Source organism: Xanthobacter pseudotagetidis (genome assembly GCF_043194795.2).
Taxonomy (GTDB): Bacteria; Pseudomonadota; Alphaproteobacteria; order Rhizobiales; family Xanthobacteraceae; genus Xanthobacter; species Xanthobacter tagetidis_A.
Window position 1 is genome coordinate 962,414 of the sequence record NZ_CM195534.1, and the last position, 13,935, is coordinate 976,348.

At 70.8% G+C, this 13,935-nt stretch carries 12 protein-coding genes; 5 read left to right on the top strand and 7 right to left on the bottom strand.

The window, feature by feature from the left end:
- Window positions 1-133: 133 nt before the first annotated feature.
- The gene (locus V5F67_RS04425) at window positions 134-1,042 is read right to left on the bottom strand and encodes a uracil-DNA glycosylase family protein (RefSeq protein WP_509210610.1); all 909 of its coding nucleotides are present in this window, start codon (window positions 1,040-1,042) and stop codon (window positions 134-136) included.
- A gap of 152 nt (window positions 1,043-1,194) precedes the next feature.
- On the opposite strand from V5F67_RS04425, the gene V5F67_RS04430 reads away from it, so the two are divergent.
- The 3 genes from V5F67_RS04430 (at window position 1,195) to V5F67_RS04440 (ending at window position 6,304) form a co-directional block, all read left to right on the top strand.
- Window positions 1,195-2,868, top strand: coding sequence for an electron transfer flavoprotein-ubiquinone oxidoreductase (locus V5F67_RS04430; protein WP_394018808.1), 1,674 nt, complete (start codon window positions 1,195-1,197; stop codon window positions 2,866-2,868).
- A 484-nt stretch (window positions 2,869-3,352) separates the two neighbouring features.
- Window positions 3,353-5,050, top strand: coding sequence for a formate--tetrahydrofolate ligase (locus V5F67_RS04435; RefSeq protein ID WP_394018806.1), 1,698 nt, complete (start codon window positions 3,353-3,355; stop codon window positions 5,048-5,050).
- Between the two features lie 81 nt (window positions 5,051-5,131).
- On the top strand, window positions 5,132-6,304 hold the full coding sequence (locus V5F67_RS04440; RefSeq protein ID WP_394018804.1) for an acetyl-CoA acetyltransferase: 1,173 nt from the start codon (window positions 5,132-5,134) through the stop codon (window positions 6,302-6,304).
- Window positions 6,305-6,395: 91 nt separating this feature from the next.
- Here the strand turns inward: V5F67_RS04440 and V5F67_RS04445 are convergent, their stop codons facing one another.
- The 6 genes from V5F67_RS04445 to V5F67_RS04470 form a co-directional block, all read right to left on the bottom strand.
- On the bottom strand, window positions 6,396-6,965 hold the full coding sequence (locus tag V5F67_RS04445; protein WP_394018802.1) for a hypothetical protein: 570 nt from the start codon (window positions 6,963-6,965) through the stop codon (window positions 6,396-6,398).
- A gap of 202 nt (window positions 6,966-7,167) precedes the next feature.
- The gene (locus V5F67_RS04450; RefSeq protein ID WP_394018800.1) at window positions 7,168-7,614 is read right to left on the bottom strand and encodes a DUF2059 domain-containing protein; all 447 of its coding nucleotides are present in this window, start codon (window positions 7,612-7,614) and stop codon (window positions 7,168-7,170) included.
- 95 nt (window positions 7,615-7,709) lie between these two features.
- Complete coding sequence (gene aspS, locus V5F67_RS04455; RefSeq protein WP_394018798.1) at window positions 7,710-9,482, bottom strand: aspartate--tRNA ligase; 1,773 nt, start codon at window positions 9,480-9,482, stop codon at window positions 7,710-7,712.
- 233 nt (window positions 9,483-9,715) lie between these two features.
- The gene (locus tag V5F67_RS04460) at window positions 9,716-10,093 is read right to left on the bottom strand and encodes a hypothetical protein (protein ID WP_394018796.1); all 378 of its coding nucleotides are present in this window, start codon (window positions 10,091-10,093) and stop codon (window positions 9,716-9,718) included.
- Window positions 10,090-10,233, bottom strand: coding sequence for a hypothetical protein (locus tag V5F67_RS04465; protein WP_394018794.1), 144 nt, complete (start codon window positions 10,231-10,233; stop codon window positions 10,090-10,092). Before V5F67_RS04465 ends, V5F67_RS04460 begins: the two co-directional genes overlap by 4 nt.
- The gene (locus tag V5F67_RS04470; protein WP_394018792.1) at window positions 10,230-10,586 is read right to left on the bottom strand and encodes a hypothetical protein; all 357 of its coding nucleotides are present in this window, start codon (window positions 10,584-10,586) and stop codon (window positions 10,230-10,232) included. Before V5F67_RS04470 ends, V5F67_RS04465 begins: the two co-directional genes overlap by 4 nt.
- Before the next feature lie 176 nt (window positions 10,587-10,762).
- Between V5F67_RS04470 and rnd the strand changes: the two genes are divergently transcribed.
- Entirely contained in the window at window positions 10,763-11,914 is a 1,152-nt protein-coding gene (rnd, locus tag V5F67_RS04475) for a ribonuclease D (protein WP_394018790.1), read from the top strand.
- A 74-nt stretch (window positions 11,915-11,988) separates the two neighbouring features.
- Window positions 11,989-13,860, top strand: coding sequence for a DNA mismatch repair endonuclease MutL (mutL, locus tag V5F67_RS04480; RefSeq protein WP_394018788.1), 1,872 nt, complete (start codon window positions 11,989-11,991; stop codon window positions 13,858-13,860).
- Window positions 13,861-13,935: the final 75 nt, after the last annotated feature.

Consider the following 13,935-nt stretch of genomic DNA (forward strand, 5'->3'; position numbering starts at 1 on the left):
CCCGCCGGGCTCCGCGAAGAAGCGGAATCGAGGCCGGATATTCGCCAAGATTGTATGGATCATCGCGCCTGAGCGAAAGGGTGCGCGGCCCGAGCCCCCGCCGGCGCGCCCACGCCCCCGCGCGGACCGGCCGTCAACCCTTCCCGCCCGCCAGCAGGGCCTCGACGGCCAGCATGTCGCGCCAGGCGAGGCGCTTGCCGGCGGGGGTGCGCAGCAGGTAGGCGGGGTGGAAGGTGGCGATGGCCTTTATGGTCCGCGTCCCGGTGTCATAGTCCACCACCCGGCCGCGCAGGCGGGTGATGCCCTCGGTGGTGGCGAGCAGCGCCTGGGCCGAGGGGCCGCCGAGGCACACCAGGACGTCCGGGTCCGCGAGCTCGATCTGCCGGGTGATGAAGGGCAGGCAGATCGAGGTCTCCTGCGGCGTCGGCGTGCGGTTGCCGGGCGGCCGCCAGGGGATGACGTTGGCGATGTAGGCGCGCGTCCGGTCGAGGCCGATGGCGCCGAGCATCAGGTCCAGGAGCCGGCCCGAGCGGCCGACGAACGGCAGGCCCTGCTCGTCCTCGTCGCGGCCCGGCGCCTCGCCCACGAACATGACCTTGGCTTGCGGGTTGCCGTCGGCGAACACGAGGCGGCTCGCGGTCTTCTTCAGCGCGCAGCCGTCGAACGCCTCCATGATGGCGCGCAGCGCCTCCAGGCTGCCGGCCTCGCGCGCCGCCTCGCGCGCGGCCATGGCGGCGGCGTCCGGCGCATGGGGGGCCATCTGGGGGGCCATCTGGGACGCGGCCGGATGAGGGGTGGCCGCGCGCGCGGCCGCCGGGCGGGGCGCGGCGCGGCCGCCCTCGCCGCCGGGGCCTGGAGCCGCGCGGCGGCCGGCATCCGGCGCTGCGGCCTCGGCCTCCGCCCGCCGCGCGGCGAGGCGCGCGGCCTCCGCGGCGCTCTCGGCGAACCGGTCCACCGGCGCCTCGCCCAGGGCGACGTCGACGCCTGCTTCCAGATGGAAAGCAAGGATGTCGTGCCAGTCCTCGTGCGATCGCTCGGCCATGGGGTTCCGCGGCGGTTGGGGTCCGCGCCTTCTCTAGCATGGATGGCGCCGGACCGCCCGATGCGCCATCCCCGTGAACTGCCGAATTGTTTTCGCGCCGCAACCGTGGAAGAACTCCAGGGAATGCGAGATGACATATAGGGGCTTGAGGGATGAGCGAGGCGGAGCTGCCGGAACGCGAGGGCATGGATTACGACGTGGTGGTGGTGGGCGCGGGGCCGGCGGGCCTTGCCACCGCCATCCGTCTCAAACAGCTCGCGGCCGAGCGCGGTTCCGACCTCGCCGTGGTGGTGGTGGAGAAGGGCTCGGAGGTGGGCGCCCACATCCTCTCCGGCGCCGTGATCGATCCCGTGGGCCTCGACGCGCTCCTGCCCGGCTGGCGCCAGGAGGCGGATGCCCCGCTCTCGGTCCAGGTGACCGACGACCGCTTCTATTTCCTCGGCCCGGCCGGCGGCATCCGCCTGCCCAACTTCGCCATGCCGCCGCTGATGGACAACCACGGCAACTATATCGGCTCGCTGGGCAACGTCTGCCGCTTCCTGGCGCAGAAGGCCGAGGCGCTGGGGGTCGAGATCTATCCGGGATTTGCCGCCGACGAGATCCTCTATGACGACAACGGCGTGGTGAAGGGCATCGCCACCGGCGACATGGGCGTGAACAGGGCCGGCGAGCCGAAGGCGGAGTTCACCCGCGGCATGGAGCTGCGCGGGCGCTACACCGTGTTCGCCGAGGGCGCGCGCGGCCATCTCACCAAGCAGCTGATCGCGAAGTTCGACCTCGACCGCGATGCGCAGCCGCCCAAGTTCGGCATCGGCCTCAAGGAGCTGTGGAAGGTCAAGCCGGAGAAGCACAAGCCGGGCCTGGTGCAGCATGCCTTCGGCTGGCCGCTCGACGGCAAGACCGGCGGCGGCGCCTTCCTCTACCACATGGAGGACGAGCAGGTGGCGGTGGGCTACGTGATCCACCTCAACTACGAGAACCCGTATCTCTCGCCCTTCGACGAGTTCCAGCGCTTCAAGACCCACCCCTTCTTCCGCGACACGTTCGAGGGCGGCAAGCGCATCTCCTACGGCGCGCGCGCCATCACCGAGGGCGGCTTCCAGAGCGTGCCGCGCCTCACCTTCCCGGGCGGCATGCTGGTGGGCTGCGCGGCCGGCTTCGTGAACGTGCCGCGCATCAAGGGCAGCCACAATGCGGTGCTCTCCGGCATGCTCGCCGCGGAGCACCTGGTGGAGGCGCTGGAGGCGGGCCGCGGCGCGGACGAGCTTTCAAGCTACGAGGAGGCCTGGCGCGGCTCGGCGGTGGGCAAGGACCTGAAGCGGGTGCGCAACGTGAAGCCGCTGTGGTCGCGCTTCGGCACCTTCATCGGCATTCCGCTCGGCGCGCTCGACATGTGGACCAACACGCTGTTCGGCGCCTCGCTGTTCGGCACGCTGGGGCACGGCAAGACCGACGCGGCCTCGCTGAAGCCCGCCTCGCGCTTCAAGCCGATCGCCTATCCCAAGCCGGACGGCGTCCTGACCTTCGACAAGCTGTCCTCGGTGTTCATCTCCAACACCAACCACGAGGAGGACCAGCAGGTGCATCTCGTGGTGAAGGACATGGCGCTGCAGAAGGCGTCCGAGCACGACGTGTTCGCCGGCCCCTCCAACCGCTACTGCCCGGCGGGGGTCTATGAGTGGGTGGAGGAGGACACCGGTCCGCGCTTCCAGATCAACGCGCAGAACTGCGTGCACTGCAAGACGTGCGACATCAAGGACCCCAACCAGAACATCACCTGGACCGCCCCGGAAGGCGGCGGCGGGCCGAACTATCCCAACATGTGAGGCCGGCGGCGCCGGCCGCCCTCGGCACGCGGGATAACGGCGCGGCGCCGATTGCGCTCGTCGCGCCCCGGAGTGCATCCTAGAGCACGCGCCGATCAGCTTGCGTTGCAGGCTGATCGGATCGCGCTCTAGGGTCTGTGTTCAGTCCGCAGTCTTTCGATGGCGATCCGGCACGTCGACCGTACCGTCATCCCCCGGCTTGTCCGGGGGATCCACCTCACGGCAGGGTCTGCGTCCGCTTGCCGGCGCGTGGAGCAAGCCGCCGGGTGGATGCCCCGGACAAGCCGGGGCATGACGGTTCCGGCAATCACGATGTTTCAAAAGACGACAGCTCGTTGCGCTTCCCGGAGCCCGAGACACCCAAGAATTCAAGACACCCCAGAATTCAGGATACGCCAGAGCCGAGGACACGTCAGAGCCCGGGACACGGGGCGCCGTCCCGTTCCGCGCACGTCTAGGATTCCGCGCCAGAAGGTCCTGCCGCATGCATCAGAGAACCGCCCGCCCGATCGATCCCAACTCGGACGCCGCCATCGCCGCCCGCGTCACCCCGCTGCCGATCGAGGAGGTGGCGGGCAAGCTGGCGATCCCGCCGCAGGCGCTCTACCGCTACGGCCCGCACAAGGGCAAGCTGGGGCTCGACTTCGTCGGCTCGCTTGCGAACCGGCCGCGCGGCCGGCTGATCCTCGTCACCGCCATCAGCCCGACGCCGGCGGGGGAGGGCAAGACCACCACCACCATCGGCCTCGGCGACGCGCTGGCGCGGCTCGGCAGGAAGGCCGCCGTCTGCCTGCGCGAGCCTTCGCTCGGGCCGGTGTTCGGCGCCAAGGGCGGCGCCACCGGCGGCGGTCACGCCCAGATCATCCCCATGCAGGACATCAACCTGCACTTCACCGGCGACCTGCACGCCATCTCGTCCGCGCACAACCTGCTCTCGGCGCTGATCGACAATCACGTCTACTGGGGCAACGCGCTGGAGATCGACACGAGGCGCATCGCCTGGCGGCGCGTCATGGACCTCAACGACCGGGCGCTGCGGCACATCACGGTCGGCCTCGGCGGCCCGGCCAACGGCTTCCCGCGCGAGGACGGCTTCGACATCACCGTGGCGAGCGAGGTGATGGCCATCTTCTGCCTCGCCGAGAGCCTTTCGGACCTGGAGGCGCGCCTCTCGCGCATGGTGGTGGCGCAGACCCGCGCGCGCCGGCTGATCCGCGCCGAGCAGCTGGAAGGGGTCGGCTCCATGGTGGCGCTGCTGCGCGACGCCTTCCAGCCCAACATCGTCCAGACCATGGAGGGCACGCCGGCTTTGGTGCATGGCGGTCCGTTCGCCAACATCGCCCACGGCTGCAACTCGGTGATCGCCACCAGGAGCGCGCTGGCGCTCGCCGATTTCGTGGTGACGGAGGCCGGCTTCGGCGCCGACCTCGGAGCGGAGAAGTTCCTCGACATCAAGTGCCGGCAGGCGGGGCTCGCTCCGGCCGCCGCCGTGGTGGTGGCCACCGTGCGGGCGCTGAAGATGCACGGCGGCGTGCCGCTCAAGGAATTGTCGGCGCCGAACCCGGAGGCGGTGGCGCTCGGCGCCGGCAACCTCAAGCGCCACGTGGAGAACCTGCGCAAGTTCGGCCTGCCGGTGGTGGTGGCGCTCAACCGCTTCACCTCCGACACCGAGGCCGAGCGCGCGGCGGTGCGCGAGGCTCTGGCGCCGCTCGGCGTCAACGTCCACGACTGCTCGCACTGGGCCGACGGCGGCGCCGGCGCCGAGGGTCTGGCGCGGGAGGTGGAGGCGCTTTCCGGGACACCGGCGCCGTTCCGCTTCCTCTATCCCGATGAGGCGCCGCTCGCCGTCAAGATCGAGACCGTGGCGCGGGAGATCTACCGCGCGGCGCGGGTGGAGTTCGCGCCCGCCGCGCGGGCCAAGCTCGCCGAGTTCGAGGCGCAGGGCTTCGGCGCGCTGCCGGTGTGCATGGCGAAGACGCAGTATTCCTTCTCCGCCGACCCCTCGTTGCGCAACGCGCCGGTGGACCACGTGCTGCCGGTGCGCGAGGTGCGCCTGTCGGCCGGGGCGGGCTTCGTGGTGGCGCTCGCCGGCGACATCATGACCATGCCGGGCCTGCCCTCGAAGCCGGCCGCCCACGACATCTTCGTCACCCCGGACGGCACCATCGCCGGCCTGAGCTGAGGCCGGCCGCCGCGGCGTTGGACAGGCCGGCGGAACTGCGCTAGCGCTGGGGCGACATCGAGACCCTCAGGGAGACGCGTCATGGACGCCAAGGCCGCCATCGTGGGCTGGGCCCACTCGCCGTTCGGAAAGCTCGAGGACGCCGACACCGAGGCGCTCATGAGCCGGGTCGCCGGCGCCGCCATCGAGCATGCGGGGCTCGCCCCCGCGGACGTGGATTCCATCCATGTGGGCGTGTTCAACGCCGGCTTCCAGAAGCAGGACTTCCAGGGCGCCATGCCGGCGCTCTCCATCCCCGAGCTGGCGCACGTTCCGGCCATGCGGCTGGAGAACGCCTGCGCCACCGGCTCGGCCGCCATCCATTCGGCGCTGAACTACGTGGAGGCGGGGCGCGGGCGCGTCGCCCTCGTGGTGGGCGCCGAGAAGATGACCGCCAAGCCCACCGCCGAGGTCGGCGACATCCTGCTGAACGCCTCCTACCGCAAGGAGGAGGCGGACATCGAGGCGGGCTTCGCCGGCCTGTTCGGCCGCATCGCCCAGGCCTACTTCCAGCGCTACGGCGACCGCTCCGAGGAGCTGGCGCGCATCGCCGCCAAGAACCACAGGAACGGCGTGGCGAACCCTTATGCGCAGATGCGCAAGGACTTCGGCTTCGAGTTCTGCAACACCATCTCCGAGAAGAACCCCTACGTGGCCGGCCCGCTGCGCCGCACCGACTGCTCGCTGGTCTCGGACGGGGCGGCGGCGCTGGTGATCGCCTCCGCGGACGTGGCCGAGGGCCTTGCCCGCGCGGTGGCGTTCCGCGCCCGCGCGCAGGCCAACGACATCCTGCCGTTGTCGCGCCGCGACCCCATCGCCTTCGAGGGCGCGCGCATGGCCTGGGCGAAGGGGCTGGCGGACGCCGGCCTCAGCCTCGACGACCTGGACCTGGTGGAAACCCACGACTGCTTCACCATCGCCGAGCTGATCGAGTACGAGGCCATGGGCCTCGCCAAGCCCGGCGAGGGCTACAAGGTGGTGCGCGAGGGGCTGACCCAGAAGGACGGCAAGCTGCCGGTGAACCCCTCGGGCGGGCTGAAGTCCAAGGGCCACCCCATCGGCGCCACCGGCGTCTCCATGCACGTGCTCTGCGCCATGCAGCTCATGGGCGAGGCGGGCGACATGCAGATCGAGGGCGCCAAGGTCGCCGGCGTGTTCAACATGGGCGGCGCGGCGGTCGCCAACTACGTGTCGATCCTGGAGCGCGCGAAGTAGAGCGCGCGGCCATCGAGAGCCAAGACGGCGCCCGCGGCGAGCCGCTCCGGGCGCCGTCCCGTTTCCGGCCGGACGATCAGCCGGGCGACGGTCAGCCGCCGGCCTTCTCGATGGCGGCGAGGTCGATGGCATTGAGGAAGGCGCGCTTGTCGGCCTCGCTGCCCGAGCCCTCGATCATCACCAGCGTGCCGCCGGACATGAGCTGGATCGTGCCTTCCCTGGTGAGCACCGCGGTGCGGCCCTGGTGGCGGAACACCTTGCCCATGGCCCCCAGCATCTGCGCGCTGGAGAACATGGCGCCCATCTGGGCGATGATCGGCGACTGGGTGATGATCTGCACCGTCACGCTCGACGCGCCCTTGGAGTATTCGCGCCGCGCGATCAGCCCGCCGCCGAACATGGCCGCCGCCGCGGCGTCGGTCTCGGTGTCGCCCGCGGTCCAGCCGGGAGGCGTCGGCGGCAGGAACTTGGCGAGCCCGTCGGCGCTGCGCTGGGCCAGGAGCTGGGAGGCGACGTCCAGCGACTGCTTGGCGCCGGAGAAATCGCCGGCGGCATAGGCCTTCTGCGCCTCGGCGATGGCGTCTGAGATGTCGTCGGCCCGCGCAGGCTGGGCGATGAGGATCAGTCCTGCGGCGAGGATCGGCGCGAAAGCTCGGATCACGGGGATTTCCTTCTTCCGGAGGGCGCGGCGCCGCCTTGGGACAAGGGGCCTTGGGACAAGGGGCGGCACGGCGGCGATTCCCGCGCCGGCCGGATGGCTCCCGCCCCGCACGGGACCCGCACCCGGCGCATCGGATCGCGGCGGGACAGTGCCGCAACGGCAGGGCGCGCGCAACCCTGCGCGGCACCCGCTTCCGGCGCTCTCAGCGCGTCAGGGCGCTCATCTGCACCACCAGCTTCACGATCTGCTGCTGGATGGCGGCATTGACCTCCGGCGACTTGATCTCCTGCACCTCGACCAGCTTCGTGCCCAGCGGGCTCTTGAAGAAGGCGAGGAGGTCGTTCAGCTCGGCCGGGGTGAAGGCGGTGGCGTAGTGGGCGGCGATGGCGGCGAGAATCTCCTCGCGGGCGCTCGCGGCGGCCTTCTGGAGGTCGGCGCGTGCCGCAACCTGCCTGTCGGCCGGGAGCTTCGCCACCGCCTCGCCGATCATCCGGTTGAAGCGGCTCTCGAATCCGGGCGAGAGCGAGAGGTCCACCACCGCGCGGGCCACCGCCCCAGGCGGCGGCAGGGCGGCCGGCGCGTTCTGGGCCGAGGCCGCGGCGGGAATGAGCAGGGCCGCGACCACGAGCAACTGGCAGGCGTACCGCATGGGGCTTCCTCCGGGGGGCCGGCGCATCGGGCGCGGCCGGCTTCCTCCCTGCGGCACTCTACATCATTTGCCCGAATTCAATCATTTGCCCGAATTCACTTGGTCGGCGCCACCGGGCGGATGTTGAGCTCGCGCAATTGCTTCGGGCTCGCCTCGCTGGGGGCGCCCATGAGCAGATCGAGGGCCTGCTGGTTCATGGGGAAGAGCGAGATCTCGCGCAGGTTCGTCACCCCGCAGAGCAGCATGACGATGCGGTCCACGCCCGCCGCCATGCCGCCATGGGGCGGCGCGCCGTACTGGAACGCGCGGTACATGCCGCCGAAGCGCTCCACCACGGTCGCCTCGTCATAGCCTGCGAGCTCGAACGCCTTCACCATGGCCTCGGGGCGATGGTTGCGGATGCCGCCCGAGGCGATCTCGTAGCCGTTGCAGGCGATGTCGTACTGGAACGCCTTGATGGTGAGCGGGTCCTGCGTGGTGAGCGCCTCAAGCCCGCCCTGCGGCATGGAGAAGGGATTGTGGGAGAAGTCCACCTTCTTCTCCTCCTCCGAATATTCGTAGAAGGGGAAGTCGACGATCCAGGCCAGCTCGAAGCGGTCGTGGTCGACGAGGTTCAGCTCCTCGCCCACTTTGGTGCGGGCAAGGCCGGCGAACTTCACGAACTTGTCCGGGTCGCCGGCGACGAAGAAGGCGGCGTCCCCGGCCTTGAGGCCGAGCTGCGCGCGGATGGCCTCGGTGCGCTCGGGGCCGATATTGTTGGCAAGGGGACCTGCGCCATCGCCGCCCTCACGCCACATGATGTAGCCGAGGCCCGGCTGGCCCTCGCCCTGGGCCCATGAGTTCATGCGGTCGCAGAAGGCTCTTGAGCCGCCGCCAGGGGCGGGGATGGCCCACACCTCGTTCTTCGGAACCTCCAGCAGGCGCGCGAACACCTTGAAGCCCGAGCCGCGGAAATGGTCGGACACGGCCTGCATGACGAGCGGGTTGCGCAGGTCCGGCTTGTCGGTGCCGTACTTGCGCAGCGCCTCGGCATAGGGGATGCGCGGCCAGTTCCTGGTGACGGGCTTGCCGCCCGCGAAGTCCTCGAACACGCCGGTGATGACCGGCTCCACCGCCTGGAACACGTCCTCCTGCTCGACGAAGCTCATCTCCAGGTCGAGCTGGTAGAACTCGCCCGGCAGGCGGTCGGCGCGCGGGTCCTCGTCGCGGAAGCAGGGGGCGATCTGGAAGTAGCGGTCGAAGCCGCTCATCATGATCAGCTGCTTGTACTGCTGCGGCGCCTGCGGCAGGGCGTAGAACTTGCCGGGATGCAGGCGCGAGGGCACCAGGAAGTCGCGCGCGCCCTCCGGCGAGGAGGCGGTGAGGATCGGCGTCTGGAACTCGAAGAAGCCCTGGCCCTTCATGCGGGCGCGCATGGCGTCGATGATCGCCATGCGGGTCATGATGTTCTTGTGCAGCTTCTCGCGGCGCAGATCGAGGAAGCGGTACTTCAGGCGCGTCTCCTCGGGATACTCCACGTCGCCGAACACGGGCAGCGGCAGCTCGGCGGCGGCGCCCAGCACTTCGAGCTCGGCGGCGTAGACCTCCACCGCGCCGGTGGCGAGGTCGGGGTTCTCGGTGCCCTCGGGGCGCTGGCGCACCTTGCCGTCGATGCGGATCACCCATTCCGCGCGCGCCTTCTCGGCGGCGGCGAAGGCCGGGCTGTCCGGGTCCACCACCACCTGGGTGAGGCCGTAATGGTCGCGCAGGTCGATGAACAGCACGCCGCCATGGTCGCGGATGCGGTGGCACCAGCCGGACAGGCGCACGCTCTGGTCGACCTCGGCGAGGGTGAGCGCGCCGCAGGTGTGGGAGCGGTAGCGGTGCATGGCGTGCCCTTTCAAAGGCTGAATGGTCGGTCTGCGGGGTCCTTCGACCCGGCCTCGGCGCCGGCCGGCCGCCTGTGGCCGGACTGCCGCGAGAGGCCGCGTTCCGCACCGGGCGCCGCCTGGGAGGCCCGGCGCGCCGCGGCGCGGACGACCGCGTCTGAGGCGGGGCGAAGGTGCATGCGCCTTGGGGCTTGTCAAGCGCGCGGGCGGCGGAAGAGCCGTTCGCAGCCCGGTCAGAGGCTCGGATAGGGGCGCGGGCGGAAGAAGCCGAGAATGCAGCTGGTGTTCAGCACGGCGATCTGGACGTGGGATCGCCGGTAGACGCCGGCGCCGGGATAAAGCTTGCCGCCCTCGGTGAACATCTCCCGCACGGTGTCGAACGGGTCTCCGAGGTCTTTGGCATCCGCCATCATGGCATGCAGGTGCTGGATGACGGCGCAGCCGAGGAAACGAAGGACGCGATCTTCGTTTAGATCCCCGGGCGCGCCTTTGTTCTCGGGTATGGCCAGGCCGGATTTGGTGCGCAGCTCAAGAAAGGATTCGTGAGCGTCAAGCAGCAGATCGAGGCTTTCGGATGCAACAAGATCGAGGCAGTTGCGCAAGTCGATCACGGCGCCGACGACACCGGTCCGAGCCAGTCGAAATTTTTGTCGCTCACGCGAATATCGGATTGCCCTGAAACGAGCTGCGTTGCGGTTTTGGCTTCGCAGCCGTGACAGCCCAGGACGAACGAGGTCGCGAGGCGGCTCAAGCGACGGACTTCCCCTTGGCTTTCGCGAGAGGGGCCTTCGCGGGAGACTTGGCTGCCGGTTTGGCTGCAGCGGTCTTGGCAACCGCAGTCTTGGCAACAGCAGGCTTGGCAACAGCAGGCTTGGCCGCAGCCTTGCCGCCCTTCGAGGCCGCCGCCGGCTTGGCAGCAGCTTTTGATGCGCTGGCCGGCCGGGCGGGCTTGGGCCCGCCAAACTCCGGTCGCAAGGCCCCCTCCTTCGTATAGATGCCTTCGGAGATCAGGGCTCGGCGCGCGCTTTCACGGGTTGAACTGTGCTCAGCCGTATAGGCGCGAATGTATCTCTTGATCGCGGCGAAGCGCTCAGAATCAGCCATGGCAAGCTCGCAGGTCCATCGTCGAAGGATAAAGGGGCACCTGTTTGCCAAAAAGGCCGCAGTCTGGCGTGCCATGCGTCCAACGCATGACTTACCCCTAAGCTATTCCGTACGTTTCTGACAAAATCGCGCCACATTCCCTTTCCGCGGACGGCGCCGGTGGGTATGGTCGACCAATGGATCCGATCACCTCCACCGAGGCGCTGGCATCGGCCTGTGAGCGTCTGGCCCGCCATCCCTTCGTCACCGTCGATACGGAATTCCTGCGGGAGACCACCTTCTGGCCGAAGCTCTGCGTCGTGCAGGTGGCTTCGCCCGAGGAAGCCATCATCATCGACGCCCTCGCCGAGGGGCTCGACCTCGCCCCCTTCTATCGCCTCATGGCTGACCATACGGTGATGAAGGTGTTCCATGCCGGCCGGCAGGACATCGAGATCATCTGGCACCAGGCGCGGCTCATTCCCCATCCGGTGTTCGACACCCAGGTGGCGGCGATGGTGCTGGGATATGGCGACAGCGTGTCCTACGACCAGCTGGTGCAGCGCGTCACCGGGCATGCCATCGACAAGTCGTCGCGCTTCACCGACTGGTCGCGCCGGCCGCTGAGCCAGGCCCAGCTGACCTATGCGGTGGCGGACGTGACGCACCTGCGCGACATCTTCCTGAAGCTCACCGCCGACCTCGACGCGCGCGGGCGCGGCGAGTGGGTGGGGGAGGAGATGCGCATCCTGACCTCGCCGGCCACCTACGAGCAGAGCCCAGACGCCGCCTGGGAGCGCCTGAAGTCGCGCGTGCGCAAGCCGCGCGAGCTGGCGGTCCTGGTGGAGGTGGCGGCCTGGCGCGAGCGCGAGGCCCAGACCCGCGACATGCCGCGCGGGCGCATCGTCAAGGACGAGGTGATCGCCGAGATCGCGGTCCAGGCGCCGCAGACGCCCGAGAGGCTGGCCGAGCTGCGCTCGCTGCCCAAGGGCTTCGAGCGCTCGCGCTTCGGCGAGGCGGTGATCGAGGCGGTGCGGAAGGGCGTCGCCCGCGATCCCAAGACCCTGCCGCGCATCGAGCGCGACAAGCCGCTGCCCAGCGGCGCCAGCGCCACGGTGGAGCTGCTCAAGGTGCTGCTGCGCATGACCGCCGAGCAGAACGCGGTCGCCGCCAAGGTGATCGCCACCACCGACGACCTGGAGCGGATCGCCGTCGACGACGCGGCCGACGTGCCGGCCATGAAGGGCTGGCGCCGCGAGCTGTTCGGCGAGCGGGCGCTGGCGCTCAAGGCCGGGCGCCTGGCCCTGGCCGTGGACAAGGGCCGCGTGGTGGCGGTGGAGCGGGACTGATCCGCCGCGCCGGGATGCCGGCGCGGGGCCGGGACGCTATCATCGGCGATCCTCGTCCGCTGAGTCGCCGCCCGATGCCGATCCGCCGCCTGCCGCCCGTGCTCATCGACCGCATCGCCGCCGGCGAGGTGGTGGAGCGGCCGGCCGCCGTGGTGAAGGAGCTGACCGAGAACGCGCTCGACGCCGGCGCGCGCGCCGTCGAGGTGGTGATCGACGGCGGCGGGCGCCGCCTGGTGCGGGTCGCCGACGACGGCATGGGCATGGGGCCGGACGACCTCGCTCTGGCGGTGGAGCGCCACGCCACCTCGAAGCTCGACGGCGAGGACCTGCTCGCCATCTCCACCCTGGGCTTCAGGGGCGAGGCGCTGCCCTCCATCGGCGCGGTGGCCCGGCTCTCCATCACCAGCCGCCCGAGGGGCGCCGACAGCGCGTTCGAGATCCGGGTCGAGGGCGGCGTGGTGAGCCCGCCGCGCCCGGCGGCGCTGGCCGAGGGCACGCGGGTGGAGGTGCGCGACCTGTTCTACGCCACGCCGGCGCGGCTCAAGTTCCTGAAGTCCGATCGGGCGGAGGCGGCGGCCGCCGCCGACGTGGTGCGCCGGCTCGCTCTGGCGCGGTCGGACGTCGCCTTCACTTTGGTGGTGGAGGACCGTCCGCCCGTCACCTTCCCTGCCCGCGCCGCCGATGCGGACGGGCGCGCCGCGCGCATCGCCGACGTGCTGGGGGCGGAGGCGGGGGCGAACGTGATCCCGGTCGCGGGGACGCGGGAAGGCGTGCTCCTGGAGGGCCTCGCCGGCCTGCCCACCTTCTCCAAGGCCAATTCGCTGAGCCAGTTCCTGTTCGTGAATGGCCGCCCGGTGCGCGACAAGCTGCTCATGGGCGCGGTGCGGGCGGCCTATGCCGATCTCCTGCCTTCGGACCGGCATCCGGTGCTGGCGCTGTTCTTCAGCCTCGATCCGCGCGAGGTGGACGTGAACGTGCACCCCGCCAAGACCGAGGTGCGCTTCCGCGACGGCGGCAACGTGCGGGCGCTGATCGTGCGGACCCTCAAGGATGCGCTCGCCGCGCGCGCGCCGCGCACCGCCGCCACCATCGCCGAGCGCCTGGTGGCGCTGGCGCGGCCGGAGCCCCATGCCGCTCCCGCCGCGCGGGCGGGCTTCGGCGAGGCGCGGCAGGCCGCCTATGCGGCGCCGCAGGCGCGGCCCGCGGGCGGCTATGACTGGCGCGCGTCGCCGGCTCTGCCCTTAAGTGACGCCGCGGCGGAGCGTGCGCAGGCTCCGTTCGCCGACGCAGGTTCGGCCGCGCCGCTCGTCCTGCCCTCGGCCGACGCGCGGGCCCATGCGGCGGAGCCGGAGGCGGCCGATCTCGACCGGCCGCTCGGAGCCGCGCGGGCGCAACTGCACGAGACCTACATCCTCGCCCAGACCCGCGAGGGCCTGGTGCTGGTGGACCAGCACGCGGCCCACGAGCGTCTCGTCTATGAGCGCCTGAAGGCCGCGCTCGACCGCGACGGCGTCGCCCGGCAGGGGCTCCTGATCCCGGCCGTGGTGGAGCTGGACGCCGCCGAGGCAGGCCTGCTGCTGGAGCGGGCATCCGAGCTTTCCGCCCTCGGGCTCGACATCGAGCCGTTCGGGCCGGGCGCGGTGCTGGTGCGGGCGGTGCCGGCCTTGCTGGGCGAGTGCGACGCGGCGCGGCTGGTGCGCGACCTCGCCGAGCATGCGGGCGAGTGGGACGACGCCCTGCCGCTGGAGCGGCGCCTGCTCAACGTCGCCGCCACCATGGCGTGCCACGGCTCGGTGCGGGCGGGGCGGCGGCTCAAGGTGGAGGAGATGAACGCGCTGCTGCGCGAGATGGAGGCGACCCCGAACGCCGGGGAGTGCAACCACGGCCGCCCTACCTTCGTCACGCTGTCGCTGAAGGACGTGGAGAAGCTGTTCGCGCGACGGTAGGAGCCGTGCCGGCGGCACGGCGTGGATGCCCGGCGCAAGGCCGGCCATGACGGGGCGAGGGGAGCGCGCCCTTGC

Coding starts and splice junctions, on each gene's coding strand:
- V5F67_RS04435 (WP_394018806.1), top strand. CDS start 3,353: ATGCATCAGAGAACCGCCCGCCCGATCGATCCCAACTCGGACGCCGCC.
- mutL (WP_394018788.1), top strand. CDS start 11,989: ATGCCGATCCGCCGCCTGCCGCCCGTGCTCATCGACCGCATCGCCGCC.
- V5F67_RS04425 (WP_509210610.1), bottom strand. CDS start 1,042: ATGGCCGAGCGATCGCACGAGGACTGGCACGACATCCTTGCTTTCCAT.
- aspS (WP_394018798.1), bottom strand. CDS start 9,482: ATGCACCGCTACCGCTCCCACACCTGCGGCGCGCTCACCCTCGCCGAG.
- V5F67_RS04450 (WP_394018800.1), bottom strand. CDS start 7,614: ATGCGGTACGCCTGCCAGTTGCTCGTGGTCGCGGCCCTGCTCATTCCC.
- rnd (WP_394018790.1), top strand. CDS start 10,763: ATGGATCCGATCACCTCCACCGAGGCGCTGGCATCGGCCTGTGAGCGT.
- V5F67_RS04470 (WP_394018792.1), bottom strand. CDS start 10,586: ATGGCTGATTCTGAGCGCTTCGCCGCGATCAAGAGATACATTCGCGCC.
- V5F67_RS04440 (WP_394018804.1), top strand. CDS start 5,132: ATGGACGCCAAGGCCGCCATCGTGGGCTGGGCCCACTCGCCGTTCGGA.
- V5F67_RS04430 (WP_394018808.1), top strand. CDS start 1,195: ATGAGCGAGGCGGAGCTGCCGGAACGCGAGGGCATGGATTACGACGTG.